The following is a 19,942-nucleotide window of genomic DNA, read 5'->3' on the forward strand; positions in this document are numbered from 1 at the left end:
CGCTACTTGGTTTCGAGTAGTTTCTAGGACGCCCACCACAATGAAGTCCCGCGGATCGAATCCGCGGGATTTCTTGGTTTCCGGAGGGCGGGCTCCAAGGCGCCGATTGCTGTGGCCGTCGTTCTCCCTTGCTGCTACAACCGCTCGAACACCATTGTTGCCTGGAAGCGGTCGCCTCCGCCCATCCCTTTGCTTCCTGGTAACGCTGTGGAGCCGGTAACCGAGAGCAGCTTGGGCATGGAGCGCCTTTTCCAATTCGGCAGGGTTTCCGGATCCGGTTCCCCAGATTTTTTCCTTGAGGATGACCTGCAGCACAACGTAGTTCATATCTTTGCGGCGTGCGCAGCGGGATAACTCGAAGCCGAAACGTTTCGATGCGGCCGGCCATGGCCTATCAAGTTAACGAGTACGAGCCCCGTCCTTCGGGACGGGGCTCGTACTTGTTTCTTCACGCAGCGTGGGGCGAAGGCTGGACCGGGCTAACCGATCGGCGTGGGCGGCTGTTCGCCGCGGAGCACGGCGAGCGTGTTGTCGGCGGCGAGCACTGCCATGGCGGTGCGCGTTTCGACGGTGGCAGAGCCGAGGTGCGGCACGAGTGCCACGTTCTCCAGCTCGAGCAGGTCCGGGTGGACCTGGGGCTCCTGCTCGAAGACGTCCAGCCCGGCACCGGCGATGACTCCGTCGCGGAGGGCGGCGGCGAGGGCTGCTTCGTCGATGATGGGTCCGCGTGCCGTGTTGACGAGGTAGGTCGTGCTCTTCATCGCCGCGAGTTGTTCTGCGCCGATCAGGTGGTGCGTGGCGGGTCCGTACGGGCAGTGCAGCGAAATGACGTCGGAAACAGTCAGCAGTTCGTCGAGATCGACGCGGCGGGCGCCCAGTTCCGCGGCGATCGCGGGGTCGATCTCGCTGCGGGACTGGTAGACGATCTCCATGCCGAAGGCCTTGGCCCGGCGTGCGGTCGCCTGGCCGATGCCGCCCATGCCGACGACGCCGAGGGTCTTGCCCTGCAGGCTGGACCCGAGCAGGAAGAACATGCCCCATTTCCAGGCCTGGCCGGCGCGGATGAGCCGTTCGCCCTCACCGAGCCGGCGGGTGGCCATGAGGATGAGCCCGAACGCGATGTCCGCCGTCGCCTCGGTGAGCACGCCGGGCGTGTTGGTGGCGACGACACCGCGTGCGGTACAGGCCGGCACGTCGATGTTGTCATAGCCGACGGCGACGTTGGAGACGACCTTGAGCTGCGGGCCGGCGGCGTCGAGCAGTTCGGCGTCAATGCGTTCGGTGAGCAGGCTCACGATGGCGTCTGCGCCGGCTACCCGGCGCAGGAGCTCCTCGCGGCTGATGGACTCCGGTCCGGCCCAGGCATCGACCTCGTGTTCGGCGCGAAGCTTTTCGATCGCGGCTTCGGGCACCCGTCCCGTGACGACAACCCGGCTCATGCGGACTCGATCCACTGGCGCAGGCGGCCGAGGCCGTCGAGGATGTTGTCGACGTCGATGCCTGAGTAGGCGAGGCGGATGTACTGCCGCTCCTCGCCGGGCTGGCGCCGTCCGAAGTGCTCGCGCGTGCAGAAGGAGACGCCGGTGTTGTAGAGGGCGTCAGTGGCGAAGTCGCCGACCGCCGTGTAGCCCAGGCGATCCATCACCTCGGTGACGTCGGGGAACAGGTAGAAGGTCGACTGCGGCACGGCGACGTGCATGCCGGGGATGTCGTTCACGAGCTTGCATGTTGCGTCCCGGCGTTCGCGCAGGATGTCCAGCATGTTCTGCACGGAGTCCTGGGGACCCCGGAGCGCTTCGATGCCTGCCCATTGCACGTAGTGCGTGGTGCAGGACTCGTCGTTGGTGTTCAGCGTGCTGAGCACCTTGGCGATCTCGACCGGCGCGACGGCGCAGCCCAGGCGGGAGCCGGTCATGGCGAACTTCTTGCTGAACGTGTAGAGGATGACGGTACGTTCGGCCATGCCCGGGAGCGATGCGATCGAGCTCGAGACACCCTCGTAGCGGGTCTCGAAGTAGGCCTCGTCGGAGAGGACCCAGAGATCGTGTTCCTGGGCGAGCTGGGCGATGGCCTCGCGCTCGGCCGCGGTGGACTCAGCCGAGATGGGGTTCTGCAGGTCGTTGTAGATGATGGCGACCGTGTTCGCGGTGATCGACGCGCGCACCTGGTCGATGTCGATCGCGAAACCCTCGCTCGTGGGGAGGTAGCGGTAGGGCACCGCAGTGCCGCCGAGGTACTCGATCTGCGATTCGTAGATCGGGAAGCCGGGGTTGGGGTAGAGCACTTCCTGTCCGGGGTTCATGACCGCCTGCAGGAACTTCGTGATCACGGGCTTGCCGCCGGTCATCACCACCACGTTCTCGGGGGTGAACTCGATGCCGCGGCGGGAGCCGAGGTCCTCGGCAAGGGCTTCGCGCAGCTGCGGGATGCCGGGTCCGGGGCAGTAGCCGGTGTAGCCGTCGGCGATTGCCCGGTTCATCGCTTCCACGATGTTCGGGGCGGTGGGGATGTTGATATCGCCGAGATGGAAGGGGTACACCAGGTTCCCCTTCGCCTTCCAAGCGGCTGCGGCCTGCGCGACGCTGAAGGCGGTTTCGGTGCCCAGGCGTTCGAGCCGTTGCGCGAGTTGCTGCATGCTGTTCACTCCTCTTCGAGTTGACGATCGATCCTCCGGAGGATCCACATCTAGTATGTAACTAATATATCAGATTTCGATATGATCAATGTCACACGTAGCTATGGTTGTGGCTCCAGCCAATCCGTGCGTTCGGGTACCGTCCACTGGCTGGAAAGGGTATTACCTGAAATCCCGCGACCTGGGCGCGGCCGGCAGGCCAAGGGCTTCCAGCCGGTCCGCCACCAGGTTGGTTACGCCGTCCGGCGAGCGCTCCAGGAAGCCGCGCACCACCAGGGCCACTGCTTCCCGCGCCACCCGGCGGTGCCGCTTCCAGAGCCCCACGCTGCAGATCACGTTGAGGATGCCGCTTTCGTCCTCGAGGTTGACGAAGGTGATGCCCTGCGCGGTCTGGGGCCGTTGCCGGTGCGTGACGAGCCCTGCGGCTTCGATCCGCGTGCCGGAGGCAACTTCGGCAAGGCTGTCGATCCGCAGCACCCCGCGTTGCTCCAGGCTGCCGCGCACATGCCGCATGGGGTGGTCATCGGTGCTGACCCCGGTGGACCAGAGATCCTGGATGACACTCTCCTGCGGCGATAGTTCGGGCAACAGCGGCAACTGGACAGGCACCTGCGTTCCCGGCAGCTGTCCCTGCCGTTCCAAAGCCGCGCTGCCCGCCTGCCACAGAGCTTCGCGGCGGCTCAGCCCCAGGGAATCGAGGGCACCGGAGGAGGCGAGCGCTTCCAGTTGTTCGGAGCTGAGAACCGCACGGCGGGAGAGGTCCGCCATGTCCCGGTAAGGGCCGTTCTCCTCCCGCTCTGCAACGATCCGTTTGGCCACGTCGGCTCCGATGTTCGTCACCCCGTCCAGGCCGAGGCGCACGGCATGGGAGCCGTCCCTGCGGTGCAGGTGGTCTTCTGCCGGCAGTTCCGGGCGGAACGGTCCGGGCTCGGGCTGCGTGGCAAGCAGGCAGGAATCCATCCCGCCGCGGCGGGAGGCGGCGGGCGCGCCTGATTCCGGGCCGCCGTCGTTCTCTTCGAGAGGTTCAAGCGTCGCTTCGGCCCGGGAACGGAGGATATCCGGCCGGAGCACCCTGACCCCGTGCCGGCGGGCATCGGCCACCAGGCTCTGCGGTGAGTAGAAGCCCATGGGCTGGGCCCGGAGCAATGCCGCAAGGAATGCCCCGGGATAGTGCAGCTTCAGCCAGGAACTCGCGTAGACCAGCACCGCGAAACTGAGCGAGTGCGATTCGGCGAAACCGAAGTTGGCGAAGGCTTCGATCTTGGCGTAGATCTGGTCGGCGTCGTCCTTGCTGATCCCGTTGGCCGCCATCCCGGCGTACAACTTGGCCTTGAGGGACTCGATCCTTTCCACCCCGCGCTTGGAGCCCATCGCCCGGCGCAGCAGGTCGGCGTCTTCCGCGGTACAGCCTCCGACGGCGACGGCCATCTGCATGAGCTGCTCCTGGAACAAGGGGACACCCTTCGTCCGTTCCAGCACCGGTTCCAGCAGGGGGTGAAGGTAGGTGACGGCCTCTTCCCCTGAGCGGCGGCGGATGTAGGGATGCACCGCGCCACCCTGAACCGGGCCGGGGCGGATCAGGGCGATCTCCACCACGAGGTCGTAGTACTCCCGCGGCTTCAGCCGGGGCAGCGTGCTGATCTGGGCGCGGGATTCCACCTGGAACACCCCGATCGAATCGGCCCGGCACAGCATGTCGTACACCGCCGGCTCTTCCTTGGGGATGGTCTCAATTTTCCAGTGCTCCCCGAAATTGTCCGCGACCAGATCGAAGCAGTACTGCAGGGCCGCGAGCATCCCCAGACCCAGGAGGTCGAACTTGACCAGGCCCATCCATTCGCAGTCGTCCTTGTCCCACTGCAGCACCGTGCGGTCCTCCATCCGGGCATGCTCGATCGGCACCACTTCGCCAACGGGCCGTTCCGTCAGGACCATCCCGCCCGAGTGGATGCCCAGGTGCCGCGGGAAGCCCATGATCCGTTCGGCCAGTTCCAGGACGGGCTCCGGGATGCCGTCCTCCTTGCCTTCCTCGACGCCGTTCCAGCGGTCGATCCGCTTGGACCATGCGTCCTGCTGGCCCTGGCTGTAGCCCAGCGCCTTGGCCATGTCCCGGACGGCGTTCTTCGGCCGGTAGCTGATGACGTTGGCCACCTGCGCCGCGTTGAACCGCCCGTACTTGCCGTAGACGTACTGGATGACTTCCTCCCGGCGGTCGGAATCGAAGTCGACGTCGATGTCCGGCTCCTCCTCCCGGAGGCTTGAGAGGAACCGTTCGAACGGCAGCTTGTAGAAGATGCTGTCGACGGCGGTGATCCCCAAGGCGAAGCAGACGGCGGAATTCGCCGCCGAACCACGGCCCTGGCAGAGGATGCCGCGGGACCGGGCGAACTGCACGATGTCATGGACGATCAGGAAGTAGCCGGGGAAATCCTTCGCCTCGATCACGGCAAGTTCCTTTTCGATCCGGGCATGGACATCCTCCCTGGCGCCCGGATACTTCGCCGCGACCCCTTGCCGGACGAGTTCCCGGAGCCAGGAGATGGGGGTGTGCCCCGGGGGGACATCGAGCTTCGGAAGTCTCGGCCGCGCGGCCCGCAGCTGGAAAGCGAGCTCGTCGGCCAGTTCCACGGTGCGCTCCACGGCGCCCGGGTAGCGGGCGAAGCGCGCGGCCATCTCGGCTCCGCTGCGCAGGTGAGCGCCGGAACTGGCCGGGAGCCAGGCATCCAGCTCGTCCAGGCTCCGCCGTGCCCTGACCGCGGCGAGCGCCGTGGCCACGGGGTACTGTCCGGGCGCTGCGTAGTGCACGGCGTTGCTGGCCACCAGGGGAACCCGGGCCCGCGCCGCGATCCGGGCAAGGGCATCGTTGTGGTCCGTGTCCAGCGGGTTGCCGTGGTCGAAAAGCTCCACCACCACATTCCCGTGCCCGAAGCGGTCCAGCAAGGCATCCAGTTCCCGGGCTGCGGCCCGTTCGCCTTCGGACAGCAGCGCCCGGCGCACCGCTCCCTTGCGGCAGCCGGTCAGGACCAGGCAATGCCCGTGGAGTGTTCCGGCCAGGGAATCGAGGTCGTAGACAGGTTTGCCCTTCTCCGCACCGGGAGCCAGATGGGCCGCGGTCAGGGCGGAGGCCAGCCGGTGGTAGCCTTCCTCCCCGCGGGCGAGGACCAGGAGGTGTTCGCCTTCGGGATCGGCTTCGCCCTGCTGGGGCTTGCCCAGGCCGAGGGAGAGCTCGCTGCCGAACACGGTTTTCAGCTGGTAGGCCTCCGCGGCTTCGGCCATCCGCACGATTCCGTAGAAACCGTCGTGGTCGCTGAGTGCGAGGGCGTGCAGGCCCAGTCGTACCGCCTCCTCCACCAGTTCCTCGGGCGAGGAGGCGCCGTCGAGGAAGCTGTAGTGCGAGTGGGCATGCAGTTCCGCGTAGGGAACCGATCCCTGCACCAGGGGACGCGCCTGGGCGGGCAGCGGATGGTAGGGGCCGCGTTTCCGGGACCAGGCGGGACTGTCCCCGCCGTCGCCCTTGCGCCCGTGTTCCCCGGCGGGGAGCCTGCCGGAGAGGGTGCCCTCGAACTGTGCCCAGGTGAGCGGTGAATTGTGCCAGCCCATGTTCGGTCTTTCTTGCTTGGTATTGCTGGGGCCAGGGGGAACGGAGCCCCTTAGTCGTAGCGGGCTTCGGCCCACCAGCGGTCTCCGGTCAGGAGCAGGAGCCAGGCGTCGCCGTCGCCGTCGACGATTTGGAAACGTTCAGCATGACGACGGCGGCCCTCGTCCCACCAGCGCTGCCGCAGCGGCCAGGGGCCGGTCCATTCGGCCACCGGCCGGCGCTCCACTCCGCTTTCGGTGCCGGCTTCCGGGCAGAACCAGGCCGGCGGGGAAACCAAGGTGCCGCGCTGGTCAATGCGGACTGTCTCCCCGGACGCATCCAGCAGAAGGACCGGCACAGGGGAGGCGAAGACCGTGGCAGGCTGGGGATCCGGAATGCTCCCGGGCCAGGGCCGGGCCGCCTGGATGGCAGCTTCCCGCGGAACGGGGTCGCCCCAGGGGGTGAGCAACCGCCGTTCATGGAGAACCCGGCCGCCGGAGACGGCAGGAACCAGCACGGCCTCCTGCCCGAGCATGCTCTGGAGCCGGCTCAGTCCGTGGTGGATCTTTTCCTCGGCACCTTCCCCGAACAGGTCCTGCCCGTGGCCGGTAATGGAGTCGATCCGGCCGGGGACCAGTTCCACCCGGATGATCGCCGAGGTGATGCCGCCCGCGTTCTGGCTGCCGGACGGGTCCGCGGAACGGGGCTGAAGCTGCCAGCGCACGCGGTCGACGACGTCGTTCGCCGTGAAATGGCGGGGATGGCCCCATAGGCGCTCCGTGCGCGTGCCGGAGTCGTCCAGGAGGATGACCCTGAGTTCCGTGCACACCAGTCCTGCTTCCCGCAGCCCCGCAATGAACTCTCCGGCAGGTGCCCGCAACTGGAACGCGATCTGGTCGATGCGGTCCAGCCCGGGTTCGAAATCCACCTGCCGGTCCAGCTTCCGCGGCGGAACCCGGGGCACCACCGATCTGGGATCTTCGCCGCCCGCCATGGCATGGGCCAGGGCTCCGGCCTCGCCGAAGCGGGCGCGGACATCGGAAAGGGGGAGCCGGGTGAAATCGCCGAGAGTGTGGATGCCCAGCCGTTTCAACAAGGAGGCCAGCTTCGGTTGTTCCAGTGCTTCCACGGGGAACGGGGCCAGGAAATCCTGCGACGTTTGCGGCGGCAGCACCAGGAGCGCGAGGCTTTCGGTGGTGCTCCGGGCAGCCTGCACGGCGGCAAAGACGGAATCCGCAACCCCCACCCGGGCCTCAACGCCCAGGGAATCGGCTGCGTCAAGCACGGCCCCGGCTGCTGATTCCTCGCTGCCGTAATACCGGGCGGCACCCCGGACCCGGACGGCGCACAAGCCCGGACGCAGCACCTGCACCCCCGGGCTCCGCTCTTCCAGGGAGGCAAGGACAGGCTCGAATTCCCGGGCATCCCGCAACGGGTCGGCCGGGCATACCGCCAGCGAAGTGCATCGGGTCTGGGCTTCCCGGAGCCGCAGGCCCCGGACCACGCCCTCCCCGTGGGCCTCTGCCGAACACGCCGCCACCTTGCCCTGGGAAATGACTGCCGCCGGAACATCGGCCGGAAGCTCATCCGCCAGGCGGGCCGCAACAAGCGGCCAGTCCGGGAACCAGGCCACCATCACCCGTGAAACCGTTCCGCCAGGCATGTGCTCAGGCCCCGATCCGGTATGCGGAGGGTTCTTCCGGGACTCCTCCGGTAAGGTCCACGACGGCGGTCCGGGAAGCGCCCCGAAGGGCCACCTCGAGCCGGAGCTCCTGGCGGGCAAGGTGTCCGTGCCCCTGGCCCAGGCCCTCCCATTCGTGGCTGCTGACCCGCAGGATTGCTTCGCTTTGCGGCCAGTGCCCTGCCACGAGGAGAACGGAGCCGCGCTCGCGGAGCCGTGCCCCCAGGCGGGCGGCTTCTGCCGGGGCTGCCCGGGCCGGGGCGCAGGCAAGGACAACGGGGAGGACATCAGCCAGGGCGGCGAGCACCTGCATCCAGCGCTCGCCGGGATCGGGAACCAGGACCAGCCGTTCCAGTGCGATGCCGAGCCCCGACGCCGCTTCGATCCCGAAGTCCGGCAGTCCCATTACTCCGCACCAGGCACCCTGCAGCGACGGGCCGGCCAGCAGGGCCATGGCCAAGGACATGGAACCCTGCAGTGAGTACACGGCTCCGGGCCGGAGGCCTCCTGGCAGGACTCCCTTAAGCGCCGGAAGCACCGGCAGGGAATGTTCCCGTGCGCGCCTGCCCTGCATGAGGTGGATCCTGGCCTGCAGGTCCTCGCCCGGCGAAGTGCGCAGGGGGTCGGGAGGAAGATCGGGCAGTGCTGCTGGCATACTTCAATATTCGAATATATGTTCGAATACGTCAATCGGCGCGGGGCTGACGGAAGGGCAGGGGTTCCGTTCCCGTCCTCGCCTTGGCATGGTGTTGGGACAGGTGGGGCCCGTGTGTTTGAAAAACCGGGTGAACCGATAAAATTTGGACATTTACGGGTCGAGAATATGGGGCACATCGAATTGGATGAGCAGAATGCGGGCAACGGCCCGGGGCAGGCTGAAGCGCTGTTCGAATCCTCCGTGCAGCGTGGCTTGGTCCACAAGCTTTCCCTTTCGGAAGTTTTCCTCACGGACTTCGTCCAAACGGGACCGGAGCGTTTTGCGGCAGGGGCCCAATGGCCGCGCTGGCATGTCTTTTACGGATCCCGTGACGGGCTGCCGGATTCGGCGCTGATGGCGGAGACGCTGCGGCAGTCAGTGATCCTGCTGGCCCACCGCAGCGGCGTCCCCATGGACCATAAATTCCTGATGCCCAGGCTCGGCGTATCCATGGAAGACGTGATGCTGGATCCTTCGGTCCCGACGCAGCTCTCGGTGGACCTGGAGCTCCGGGACGTAAAGCTCAGCGGCGGCAAGCCCGCGTCGCTCAGCGTGGATGCGACGTTCACGGTGGAGGGCGAAACCATCGGCCGGGGCAGCGCCGGGGCCAGGATCGTCACCCCTGCCGGTTACGAACGTTTCCGCCGTTCCGCCGTGGTTGAGCAGCCGAGCTCCGAAGGTGCACTGCTTGATGCCGCGGTGGTGGGCCACTCCACGCCCAGGAACGTCATGCTGGGGGAGGAGGTCCGGCCCTCCGTCTGGCCGCTGCGCGTGGACACGAGCCATCCGATCTTCTTCGACCACCCGCTGGACCATGTGCCGGGAATGCTGCTGATCGAAGCCGCCAGGCAGGCCGTACGCGCTGCCACCGGCCGCCCGGACGCCGACTTTTCGCGCTTTGAAGCAGAGTTCGTGAAAATCGCCGAGCTCGCCGATCCGGTGGAGCTTGCCGTCACCCTGCCCGGCCCCGGGGAGGGCGGGGCACCCGCGGAACCGGGCCCGGGCGGCCAGGATTCACTCCAAGTCAAGGTGCTCAACGGCGACGACGTCCTGATGGTCATGCAGGCGGCTGTCCGGAACTGAGGCAGGGGACCCGGGGCCGGAACTCAGCTCTGCCGGTCTCCGTGCTGCCGCGGAACGATGGCGGGCATCATGAAGTCCCACATGTCATCGATCCGCTTCAGGACATCCTGCCGGCCCGTCATTACATTGGAAACCATCTGGCTTCCCGTGAATGAGGCGACCAGGTAGTGGGCGAAGTCGCTTGCGTCGAGGTCCTCGCGGATATCCCCTTCGCGCTGGGCCTGCTGGGTCAGGAACTCCATCGTGGCCATCCAGTCCCGGTAGGGCCCCTTCACGTCGCCGTTGAATGCCGAGGCTTCGAAGGTCAGGCGGATGCCTGCACGCACCACCGGCTCGTCGAGCAGCTGCTGCCCGAAGGTCCTGCACATCGTGATCATTGTTTCCAAAGCGGGAAGCCCGGCTGCCGCAATCTTCTCACCGGCAATCCGCACGATGTTGTGTTGTTCGGCGATGACTGCCAAGGCGAGGTCTTCCTTGGACTTGAAATGAAAATAGAGCGCCCCTTTGGTGACGTTGGCGCGCTTGGTGACATCGCTCAGGCTCGCATTCCCGTATCCGACTTCCTCGAAGATGGAAGCGGCTCCTTCGATGACGGCCGTTCGGGTGGCTTTGGCTCGTTGTTGCATAGTCAGCTCCAGGACCTCTCCGGTTCCCCATCCGGGATACTTGAGTTCATGATTCCATCGATAGCCGGGGTCCGTGGAGCATGACAACTGACGTTGACGGACTCCCCGGAGTCGTGGTGCTGGGCTCCTCGGGGTTCATCGGCCGCCGGGTCGTAGGGTCGTTGGCCGGGAAAGCCCGGGTGGCCGCGCTTTCCCGGAATCCGGGTGGCCGGAATCCCGATGGCCCCGCCGGGCCACAGGGACACCACGCTACCAGCACCGTGGCGGACATCGCCGTGCCGGACATCACGGTTCCCGGAGCCCTCCTGCCCATCCTGCGGGACCTGAAAGGCGCGGGCACCGTGGTCCACGCTGTCTCCTACGTCGGCTCCGATCCCGACATCGCCCGCGAGGTCAACGAGGCCGGCACCCGGAATGTCATCGAACAATGCCGGGAGTCCGGCAATCCGCGCCTCATCTACCTCAGCACTGCCAGTGTCCACGGGATGGGTCCGCACCGGGGCGTCGGTCCGTACCCTTACCTGCCGGCTTCGGCCGCCAGTGCGGCCCGCGCCGCCGCCGAGCGCATGGTCCTCGACTACGGCGGCGAAGTCGTCCGGCCGAACCTCGTCTTCGGGGAGGGCGACCGCTGGCTGGCGCCAGGCCTGCTGCGCATCATCGACGTGGCCGGCGGGTGGCCGGGGGACGGCGCCGCCCGGTTGTCGGTGATCGACGCCGGAACGCTGGGTGCCCTCGTGGCCGGACTGGCGCTCGCGGAGCCGCAGCCTGGCCGCGCCTTCTACGCCGCCTACCCGGAGCCGGTGCCGGTTTCCGTGCTCGTGGAATGGCTCTGCCGGGGGTCCTGCAGACCGCTGCCGCGTCTTCTGGGTGATGCCCCGACGGGGCGGCAGGCCCTGCTCGATGCCGGGTTCAGCAGGCACCAGATCGACCTTGTCACGGTGGATCATTTCTACCCTTCCGAACAGCTGTGGCGGATAAGCGGCCTGGTCCCCGGTGACGTGGCCGCCGTCGGGATTTTCCGGTCATGATCCGCCCGGCAAGGCGGCACCTGCCAAAACCGGATGCATGGTTTGTTTAACTAAGATTATGACCCTACACTGGAAGGCAGGCCAGTGGTGGTTTGCCCGCCGTGGGCCTGACAGCAGAAATGGGGGGAGGTGCGGCCGATTCGTCGACCGCACCTTATCTGCGTCACCTGTCGGTATGCCGTCGCCAGGACTTCCCGGCGCCGATTTCCATCTCACACCGTTGTGGTTTAGTATTGACGAGTTGCTTCGGCGGGAACGGAAAGATTCTGCCGGGTGATTTCAGGGGCTGTGGCGCAGCTGGTAGCGCACCTGCATGGCATGCAGGGGGTCAGGGGTTCGAGTCCCCTCAGCTCCACTGAAGAAGAAACACCCCGCCCTGTTGGGCGGGGTGTTTTTCTGTTCCGAGGGAAGGTGGGTCGGCCTGATGCAGGACGTGGAACTGGACCGGGTTTTCGCCCTGCTGAGGCGGTTTCCGGATGTCGAAGCCCCGAACCTCTTCGCCCACGATGCGAGCGACAGGCTGCTCCTGGAAACCGCTGCGGAACACCTGCACGCAGGAACCCGGATCGCCGTGGTCGGGGACCGCTACGGCGCCCTGACACTTGGCGCCCTGGCTGCCTTCGATATCGGCGGGGTCCGTGTAGCCCAGGACCTTCATTCCGGCCGCAGCGCCCTGCATCGCAACGCGGCAGCGGCCGGCCTCGAGGGGCGCTTCGAATCCTGTCCGCCGGGCCCAGGGCTGTTCAGCCAGGGCCTGTTCGACGGCGCGGGGCTGGTTCTGCTCCAACTCCCGCGTTCGCTCGCGGAACTGGAGGAGATCGCCGACGCCGTTGCGCGGCACGCGCCCGAGGATACGGTCCTGCTGGCCGGCGGCAGGGTCAAGCACATGTCCCTCGGAATGAACAGCATCCTGGAACGCTACTTCGACAGCGTCCGGCCCCAGCTCGCCCAGCGGAAGTCCCGCGTGCTCGTGGCCCGCGGCCCGAAGCGCCCGGTTGGCGGACCTCGCTTTCCTGTCCTGGAACAGCTGCCCGAGCTCGGCATCACCGTGGCCTCCCACGGCGCGGCCTTTTCCGGCGGGAAGCTGGACATCGGTACCCGTTTCCTGCTGTCCTTCCTGGACCGGATGCCGGATGCGCGCCACGCCATCGACCTTGGCTGCGGCACCGGGATCCTTGCCACGATGTACGCGCGCCGCCATCCCGCCGGCCGCGTCACCGCAACAGACCAGTCCGCGGCCGCCGTTGCCTCGGCCGCGGCCACGGCGGCGGCCAACGGTCTGGCGGCCCGCATCGCCGTCGTCCACGACGACGCCATGTCCGGATTCGAGGCAGGCAGCGCCGACCTCATCCTGCTCAACCCGCCTTTCCACCTGGGCGCCAGCGTCCACGCCGGAGCGGCACTGAAGATGTTCGAGGCCGCAGCACGGGTCCTCGCGCCCGGAGGCGAGCTGTGGACGGTTTACAACAGCCACCTTCAGTACCGCCCGGCCCTCGAGCGGCTGATCGGCGCCACCACGGAAATCGGCCGGAACCCGAAGTTCACGGTCACTCGCAGCGTCAGGCCCTGAAAGGGCCTAATAGTCCGTGCGTCAGCGCCCGGATTCCCCGCCGAGCAGCTGCCGGAGCGCGAAGCGCCCGGTTTCGTGCGTCACCGGGTTGTCATCGGAGTTGCTGAGCATCGCCGTGGCGAGGACCAGCGCCCAGCCCCTGGCCCGTTCCCAATCAGCCCCTCCGGCACCGCAGGCCGCCATGAAGCGCTGCCGGCCGGCGTCGTCGAACATCAACCAGGCGACGGCGAGATCGACGGCCGGGTCCCCGGCCCCGAGGTCTCCGAAATCGATCACGGCCGCCAGGCCGTGTCCTCCCGCGGCATCCCGAAGCAGCACATTTGACGGGTGCAGGTCCCCGTGCAGCCAAAGGGGAGGTCCTGCATGCAGCGGGGCGGCCACCGCTGCTGCCCACAGTTCGCGGAGCCGTGCGGCCTGCGGGTACCGAGCCGTGTCCGCCAGCCGTTCCAGCACTACCGCCGACCGTGCTGCCAGCGGCACCCCGCGGACCGGGTTGACCGGTGCACCTGCAGGGGCGGGCACGTGGATCGCCGTGAGGAATGCCGCCAGCTCCGCCGCGATGGGGCTCCGCGCGACCGGGGGTACCTGCGTGGCGGAGACGCCGTCGAACCAGGGGACGACGCTCCAGTGCCAGGGGTACCCGGAGGCGGGCCGGCCGGCGAACAGCGGGGCCGGGACCGGTACGGGGGAGCGGCGGGCGTAGTCCGGCAGCCAGCGCTGCTCATGCAGTACCAGCCCGGCCGCGGCCTCGCGGCGGGGCAACCTCACGGCCATGGTGCTGCCAAGCCGGTAGACCGCATTGTCCCAGCCGTTCGCCACAAGCTCCAGCGGCTCCCCGGCGAGAGCCGGTACCTGGGCGCCGAGCAGGCGGCGGACAAGACCGGCGGTGATTTCGACGTCGGCGGCCGGCATCAGCGCCATGGTGCCCGCGCCGCTTCGCTCGGGGCGCCTTCGCGGGGACCCGCGTGTGAGCATACCGGCGGAAGCGCGGGTGACGTACGATGCAGATGCAAGTACCGCATCCGAATGATTTTAGGGGAATCCTTGACTGAGATCCGCCAGCCCACCCCGAGGCGCGGAACGAATCTGCCACGCATGGGTGACTTCAACCTCACGGTCATCTTGGATGCGATCAGGCGTTCCACGGGCGGGTTGAGCCGGGTGGAACTCGCCCAGATCGTCGGACTGTCCCCGCAGACCATCTCGAACATCTCGCGCCGCCTGCTGGACCAGAACCTGATTGTCGAGGCCGGCAAGGAGGGTAGCGGACCGGGAAAGCCGCGGACCATCTTGCGCCTCAACCCCAAGGGCATGTACGCGGTCGGCGTGCACCTGGACCCCGCCGTCATCACCTTCGTCGTGCTCGACCTGGTGGGTGACGTCGTCAAGCATTCGCGGATCGCGACCCCTGCCGGTCCCCCGCCCGTGGTCATCGCAGCCATCGCCGACGAGATCAAGTCCCTGATCAAGGAATCCGGGGTGGACCCGGACAAGATCGCCGGACTCGGGGTCGCGGCGCCGGGCCCGATCGACCTTGACGAGGGCGCTGTCGTCGACCCGCCCCTGCTCAATGGCTGGCACCGGGTGCACCTGCGCGACGCGCTCGCCGAGGCCACCGGCCTGGAAACCTTGGTGGACAAGGATGTCACCAGCGCCGCCGTCGCCGAGACCTGGGCCGGCGGTGCCAGCGGTACCGGCAGCTTTATCTTCATGTACATGGGTACCGGCATCGGCTGCGGGATCGTGATGAACGACGAGGTGGTCCGGGGAACCTCGGGCAACGCCGGCGAAATCGGCCACATCATCGTGGACCCGGGCGGACCCGCCTGCGACTGCGGGCTCAACGGCTGCGTCAAGTCCTCCGCGATTCCCCAGGTCTTGGTGACCGCCGCCGAGGAACAAGGTGTGATCGACGGCGGGCGGCAGGGCAGCGACGGGCCGGAAGTCCAAGAGAGCTTCGCCCGCTTGTGCGACGCCGCCGACGGCGGGGACGAGCGGGCCCTGGCCATCATCGACAGGTCCGCGGTGCTCGTCTCCCGCGCGGTCGCCGTCGTGACGAACACGCTGGACGTCGAGCGCGTGGTCTTCGGCGGGCCGTTCTGGGGCCGCCTGGCGTCCCGCTACCTCGACCTCGTGCCGCCTCTGCTCGCGTCGAACAGCGCGGCCAACAGCATCCATGGCATCGAAGTGGTGGGGACGGGCGTGGGCGAGGACGTCGGCGCCATCGGGGCCGCCTGCCTCGTCCTTGAACATACCTTGGCACCCCGGGCGCAGCGCCTGCTCCTGGAAGGCTGACGGTTCCTGCCCCGGACGGCGGGAGACTCTTGAACTGCGAACATCTGAATACCGGAAATGGCTGGGCCGACTGGAGTGTGGGGGCTGCAGCCGCGTGAAGATCGGAGCGCCTTGACTAATCGAGCCCAGCCTAATCCAGCCCAAACCAATCGGACCCGGACCACCCGAGCCCAGACCACCCGAGGCAAACTCCGTACGGGCTCGGCGCTGCTGGCGGCATTCGCCCTGCTGGCTTTGTCTGCCTGTTCGCCCGGCGCACCGCAGGGAACGGAATCAAAGAGCCTGAAGGTGGTCTACCAGAAGACCGATTCCTACACTGCCCTGGACGACGTCCTCAAAGCGGCCAAGGCGGAGTTCGAGGCCGCGAACCGCGGCGTGACCGTTGAACTGGAGCCCATCCAGGCCAACGATGATGACTACGGAACCAAGCTCGCCCTGTCCCAGCGATCGGCCGAAACAGCACCGGACGTGTTCTACGAGGACACCTTCAAGGTCCGCTCCGACGTCGACGCCGGCTATCTCCTCAAGCTGGACGATTACCTCGCGTCCTGGGCTGAATGGGGGAACTTCACCGAAGCGGCCAAGGCAGCTGGGCGGGCCGACGACGGCGGCATCTACGCCGTTCCGCTGGGCACCGACACCCGGGCCATCTGGTACAACAAGACCGTGCTGCAGAAGGCCGGCATCCCGGTGCCCTGGCAGCCGAAGACCTGGGATGACATCCTCACGGCGGCGCGGAGAATGAAGACTGCCGATCCTTCGCTGGTGCCATTCAACATGTACGCCGGCAAGGCCACCGGCGAGGGGACCGTGATGCAGGGCTTCTACGAGCTCCTGTACGGGACGGGCAGCAGTCTCTATGACGAGCAGGAAAAGAAATGGGTGGTCGGCTCGCGGGGCTTCACCGACTCCCTGCAGTTCCTGAAAACCCTCTACGACGAAAAGCTTGCCGTCACGCCGGCCGAGGCGCTGGATGCGAATGTCTGGAAGCGGGTGTTCGGCGAGTGGCTGCCGAAGGGCAGGATGGGCGCCACCGTGGAGGGTTCCTACACGCCGTCGTTCTGGCAGAAGGGCGGCGCCTACGAATGGCCCGGCTACACCAAGGACATGGGCGTGGCGATGTTCCCCACCCAGCACGGCCAGGCGCCGGGCGGGGTGAGCATGTCCGGCGGCTGGACCCTGGCCGTCGGCGCGAAGTCGAAGAATCCGGACCTTGCCTTCAAGTTCCTCTCCACCGCCCTGAACCGCAAGAACGCGCTGGCCTTCGACGTCGACAACTCCCAGATCGCCGTCCGCAGCGACGTCGCGGCGGATGCCGGCTACCAATCCGCCAATCCCTTCGTGAAGGACGTCTCCGCGCTGGTCGGCGTCACCCACTTCCGTCCGGCGACGGCGGATTACCCGCGGATTTCCAGTGCGGTGCAGGAAGCCACCGAAGCAGTGATCACCGGCAAGCAGAGCCCCGCCGAGGCGGCGGCGTCCTATGACGCGGCCGTGACGAAGCTCGTCGGCGAGGGCAAGGTCATCCGGAAGTGACCCATGGCCTCCCCTGAGGGCCGGCCTTCCAGTAAGGGCCGGCCTTCCCCCGGAAGCCGGCGCACAGGCAGGATCCGGCGCCGGCTCCGTCTGCTGCCGGTCCTTCCCTCGGTGCTGCTGCTCGCCCTTTTCCTGCTGGCGCCGGTGGCGTGGTCCTTCTACGCCTCCTTTACCAACGTCGCCCTGAGCGGCAAAGCAGCCCGGGACCCCTCGTGGATCGGACTGGACAACTACACGCGGATGTTCAGCGAACCGGGCTTCCCGCTGTCGCTTTGGCTCACCGTTGTGTTCGTGGGCGCGTCGGCCATTGTGGGCCAGAACGTCCTGGGCCTGACCCTGGCCCTGCTGATGGCCCGCGGAAACCGGTCTGTGTCCCGCGCGGTGGGGACCGCCGTCGTCGCGGCATGGGTGCTGCCCGAGATCGTGGCGGCATTCGCTGCCTACGCCTTCTTCAGCCGGGACGGCACGGTCAACCAACTGCTGGGTTTCGCCGGTGTGCAGGGGGCTGACTGGCTGTACTCGTTCCCCATGCCCGCCATCGTCCTGGCGAACGTCTGGCGCGGGACCGCCTTTTCGATGCTGGTCTACCGTGCGGCGCTGGCCGAAGTCCCGGGGGACGTCATGGAGGCGGCCGTCATGGACGGCACGGGAAGCCGGCAGCGGCTGCTTTTCATCACCCTGCCGATGATCCGCAGCAGCATCGCGAGCAACCTCATGCTCATCACCCTGCAGACACTCGCGGTTTTCACGCTCATCTGGGTGATGACCGCAGGCGGCCCCGCCGGCGCGAGCACCACCTTGCCGGTGCTTGCCTACCAGGAGGCGTTCAAGTTCGGCGACATCGGCTACGGCACGGCCATCGCCTCCGTGCTGATCGTCATCGGCATGGTTTTCGGAATCATCTACGTCCGCGTGCTCCGTGAGGCGAAACGGTGAGGACCGGGCCGACGACGGCGGCCCCGGCCGTGCGCGGGCGGCGCCGTGTCCGCTGGGCTGCCAATGCCGCACTCACCGTACTCGGAGCGTGCTTCGTGCTGCCGCTGCTGTGGTTGGTTCTTGCGTCCCTGGATGCTGAAGCAGGATACGGCACGAAGCTTCCCCGTCAGCCGTCGCTGGAGAACTTCGCGGCGGTTCTGACTCCCGACCTGTTGTTCGTGCCGCTGCTCAACAGCTTTCTGCTCGCGGCCGGGACAGCCGCGGTGAACCTGCTCGCGGCCGTGCTCGCCGCGTACCCCCTGTCGCGTCACCGTTCGCGGTTCAACACACCGTTCCTGTACTCGGTGTTGTTCGGCACTTCGCTGCCCGTCACGGCGATCATGGTTCCCGTGTATGGCTTGTTCGTCCAGCTGAACTTCCTGGATTCCGTTCCGGCGACCGTCTTCTTCATGGCAACAACCACGCTGCCCATGGCGATCTGGATGACCAAGAACTTCATGGACTCCGTGCCGCGTGAGGTGGAGGAAGCGGCCTGGGTGGACGGGGCCTCCGGAATGGCGGCCTTGCGGACCGTGGTGCTCCCGCTGATGCGCCGGGGCCTCGGCGTGGTGTTCATTTTCGTGTTCATCCAGGCCTGGGGGAACTTCTTTGTCCCGTTCATCCTGCTCTTGTCCCCGTCCAAGCAGCCGGCAGCCGTCTCGATCTTCAGCTTCTTCGGCCAGCACGGCGCCATTGCCTACGGTGAGCTGGCCGCCTTCTCCATCCTGTTTTCGCTGCCCGTCCTGCTGCTCTACACGGTGGTGTCCGGCCGTTCCGGGGACGCCTTTGCGATGGCCGGTGCGACCACGGGCTGACCGATCCTGCGGAACGGTTGCCAGGAGGTTGTTGAGCAGGATCGTCACCGGGGCATTGGTTCAGTCGATGTCCTCCACGATGGTCCCGAAAGGGAGGTTTTCGTCGAGGTGGGCCTGGTGGCCTGTCGGTCCGGGGTTGTAGGAGATCCGGACGCCGTGGAGCTTGTCCGCGGCTGATTGCATCAGGACCGGGCGGATGGCCTGGACAACCCGCTCGCTCTGGCCGTCGAGGTACGTCTTGTAACTGTCTGGGAGCTCAATCATGGCTAAAGGATAGTCCTGCGGCCCCCGCATGGGGAGGGCTCCCCATTGCCGCTTCAGGCAGGAACGGTTTGGCTGTTAAAACCGGTCTCCTGCCCGTCCGCGGCCAGGAAGGCCGGGTTTCACATCGGGAAATCCAGCGGAGGGACCACGGGTGCTTCAAAACACCGCCACTGTCAGCATTGGGGCGAATGAGATGGCCCGGGCCCAGCAGCTTGTTGCCGCCATTTCACGCAGTTTCGAAGCCAAGGTGGTGGGCCAGGCCAGGCTGCGGGAAACCCTCCTGATTGCCCTGCTCACCGGCGGACACGTCCTGCTGGAAAGCGTGCCCGGGCTGGCGAAGACCACCGCCGCGCAGGCCATCGCGGAGTCCGTCAGCGCTGACTTCCGCCGCATCCAGTGCACCCCGGACCTGCTTCCGAGCGACATCGCCGGCACCCAGATCTACGACGCCGCCAAAGGCACCTTCGCGACACAGCTCGGACCGGTGCACGCCAACATCGTCCTTCTCGACGAAATCAACCGCTCCAGCGCAAAAACCCAAAGCGCCATGCTCGAAGCCATGCAGGAACGCCAGACCTCCATCGGCGGGCAAAGCCACCCCCTGCCGTCCCCGTTCCTGGTGCTGGCCACCCAGAACCCGATCGAGCAGGAAGGCACCTACCGCCTCCCGGAAGCCCAAATGGACCGCTTCATGCTCAAGGACGTGCTCGACTACCCGGACCCGGCCGAGGAAGCGGAAATCATCCGCAGGATCGACGCCGGTGTCTACAGTCCGGCGCAGAAGCTCCCGGCCGCCGTGTCCCTTGGCGCCGTGATCGAGGCACAGGAACTGGTGCGCAGGATCTACATCGACCCCGCGATCGTGCGCTACATCGTCGGGGTGGCCTATGTGACCCGCAATGCGGCCCAGTACCTTGATCCACGGCTCGCTTCCCTCGTGGAATTCGGGGCCAGCCCCCGGGCCAGCATCGCCTTCAGCCAGGCGGCCCGGGCGCTGGCGCTGCTCAACGGTCGTGACCACGTGATCCCGGAGGACGTGAAGGACCTCGCCCACCGCGTCCTGCGCCACCGGGTGGTACTGGGCTTTGACGCCGTCGTGGAAAACATCCGGGTGGAAGCGGTCATCGACGCCGTGCTCGCCTCGGTGCAGACCCCCTGAG

Annotated in this window: 16 protein-coding genes and 1 tRNA gene; 9 read left to right on the plus strand and 8 right to left on the minus strand. The window is 67.1% G+C overall.

Annotated features, from left to right (window positions below; all coding sequences use genetic code 11):
* Window positions 1–479 precede the first annotated feature (479 nt).
* From ACNQPB_RS13780 to imuA', 5 genes are all read right to left on the minus strand, one after another.
* On the minus strand, window positions 480–1,439 hold the full coding sequence (locus ACNQPB_RS13780) for a 2-hydroxyacid dehydrogenase (protein ID WP_498752575.1): 960 nt from the start codon (window positions 1,437–1,439) through the stop codon (window positions 480–482).
* A complete protein-coding gene (locus tag ACNQPB_RS13785) occupies window positions 1,436–2,635 on the minus strand; it encodes a pyridoxal phosphate-dependent aminotransferase (RefSeq protein ID WP_498752577.1) in 1,200 nt (399 codons plus the stop codon). The genes ACNQPB_RS13780 and ACNQPB_RS13785 overlap by 4 nt, the downstream gene beginning before the upstream one ends.
* A 162-nt stretch (window positions 2,636–2,797) precedes the next feature.
* The gene (locus tag ACNQPB_RS13790) at window positions 2,798–6,235 is read right to left on the minus strand and encodes an error-prone DNA polymerase (RefSeq protein WP_498752579.1); all 3,438 of its coding nucleotides are present in this window, start codon (window positions 6,233–6,235) and stop codon (window positions 2,798–2,800) included.
* Between the two features lie 50 nt (window positions 6,236–6,285).
* Window positions 6,286–7,875 carry a DNA polymerase Y family protein gene (locus ACNQPB_RS13795; RefSeq protein ID WP_498752581.1) on the minus strand — a complete coding sequence of 530 codons (1,590 nt, stop codon included), beginning with the start codon at window positions 7,873–7,875 and terminating at the stop codon, window positions 6,286–6,288.
* Between the two features lie 4 nt (window positions 7,876–7,879).
* A complete protein-coding gene (gene imuA' / locus ACNQPB_RS13800) occupies window positions 7,880–8,548 on the minus strand; it encodes a DnaE2-dependent mutagenesis accessory factor ImuA' (protein WP_498752583.1) in 669 nt (222 codons plus the stop codon).
* Window positions 8,549–8,731: 183 nt separating this feature from the next.
* Between imuA' and ACNQPB_RS13805 the strand changes: the two genes are divergently transcribed.
* Window positions 8,732–9,673 (plus strand): ScbA/BarX family gamma-butyrolactone biosynthesis protein, encoded by a 942-nt coding sequence (locus ACNQPB_RS13805; RefSeq protein ID WP_498752584.1) that lies wholly within the window; start codon window positions 8,732–8,734, stop codon window positions 9,671–9,673.
* Between the two features lie 23 nt (window positions 9,674–9,696).
* Here the strand turns inward: ACNQPB_RS13805 and ACNQPB_RS13810 are convergent, their stop codons facing one another.
* A complete protein-coding gene (locus ACNQPB_RS13810; RefSeq protein ID WP_498752586.1) occupies window positions 9,697–10,299 on the minus strand; it encodes a ScbR family autoregulator-binding transcription factor in 603 nt (200 codons plus the stop codon).
* Window positions 10,300–10,379: 80 nt separating this feature from the next.
* Here ACNQPB_RS13810 and ACNQPB_RS13815 point away from each other — a divergent pair, with 80 nt between their 5' ends.
* The 3 genes from ACNQPB_RS13815 (at window position 10,380) to ACNQPB_RS13825 (ending at window position 12,897) form a co-directional block, all read left to right on the plus strand.
* Complete coding sequence (locus ACNQPB_RS13815) at window positions 10,380–11,327, plus strand: NAD-dependent epimerase/dehydratase family protein (RefSeq protein WP_498752588.1); 948 nt, start codon at window positions 10,380–10,382, stop codon at window positions 11,325–11,327.
* A 282-nt stretch (window positions 11,328–11,609) separates the two neighbouring features.
* A tRNA-Ala gene (locus ACNQPB_RS13820) sits at window positions 11,610–11,682 on the plus strand.
* 69 nt (window positions 11,683–11,751) lie between these two features.
* Window positions 11,752–12,897, plus strand: coding sequence for a class I SAM-dependent methyltransferase (locus ACNQPB_RS13825; protein WP_498752590.1), 1,146 nt, complete (start codon window positions 11,752–11,754; stop codon window positions 12,895–12,897).
* Window positions 12,898–12,918: 21 nt separating this feature from the next.
* Here the strand turns inward: ACNQPB_RS13825 and ACNQPB_RS13830 are convergent, their stop codons facing one another.
* Complete coding sequence (locus ACNQPB_RS13830; RefSeq protein WP_498752591.1) at window positions 12,919–13,818, minus strand: aminoglycoside phosphotransferase family protein; 900 nt, start codon at window positions 13,816–13,818, stop codon at window positions 12,919–12,921.
* Window positions 13,819–13,992: 174 nt separating this feature from the next.
* On the opposite strand from ACNQPB_RS13830, the gene ACNQPB_RS13835 reads away from it, so the two are divergent.
* The 4 genes from ACNQPB_RS13835 to ACNQPB_RS13850 all read left to right on the plus strand — a co-directional run bounded on the left by ACNQPB_RS13835 (window position 13,993) and on the right by ACNQPB_RS13850 (window position 18,518).
* Window positions 13,993–15,192, plus strand: coding sequence for an ROK family transcriptional regulator (locus ACNQPB_RS13835; RefSeq protein ID WP_498752593.1), 1,200 nt, complete (start codon window positions 13,993–13,995; stop codon window positions 15,190–15,192).
* Window positions 15,193–15,399: 207 nt separating this feature from the next.
* Complete coding sequence (locus ACNQPB_RS13840) at window positions 15,400–16,728, plus strand: extracellular solute-binding protein (protein WP_498752833.1); 1,329 nt, start codon at window positions 15,400–15,402, stop codon at window positions 16,726–16,728.
* Between the two features lie 3 nt (window positions 16,729–16,731).
* Window positions 16,732–17,664: a carbohydrate ABC transporter permease gene (locus ACNQPB_RS13845; RefSeq protein WP_498752595.1), complete on the plus strand. Its 933-nt coding sequence runs from the start codon at window positions 16,732–16,734 to the stop codon at window positions 17,662–17,664.
* 29 nt (window positions 17,665–17,693) lie between these two features.
* Window positions 17,694–18,518, plus strand: a complete 825-nt coding sequence (locus ACNQPB_RS13850) for a carbohydrate ABC transporter permease (RefSeq protein WP_498752835.1) — start codon at window positions 17,694–17,696, stop codon at window positions 18,516–18,518.
* Between the two features lie 60 nt (window positions 18,519–18,578).
* Here ACNQPB_RS13850 and ACNQPB_RS13855 read toward each other — a convergent pair whose 3' ends face one another.
* The gene (locus ACNQPB_RS13855) at window positions 18,579–18,782 is read right to left on the minus strand and encodes a hypothetical protein (RefSeq protein WP_498752596.1); all 204 of its coding nucleotides are present in this window, start codon (window positions 18,780–18,782) and stop codon (window positions 18,579–18,581) included.
* A gap of 151 nt (window positions 18,783–18,933) precedes the next feature.
* On the opposite strand from ACNQPB_RS13855, the gene ACNQPB_RS13860 reads away from it, so the two are divergent.
* Window positions 18,934–19,941 (plus strand): AAA family ATPase, encoded by a 1,008-nt coding sequence (locus ACNQPB_RS13860; protein WP_498752598.1) that lies wholly within the window; start codon window positions 18,934–18,936, stop codon window positions 19,939–19,941.
* Window position 19,942 lies beyond the last annotated feature (1 nt).

The sequence above is a fragment of the Curtobacterium sp. LFS079 genome (assembly GCF_047977865.1).
Classification (GTDB): domain Bacteria; phylum Actinomycetota; class Actinomycetes; order Actinomycetales; family Micrococcaceae; genus Arthrobacter.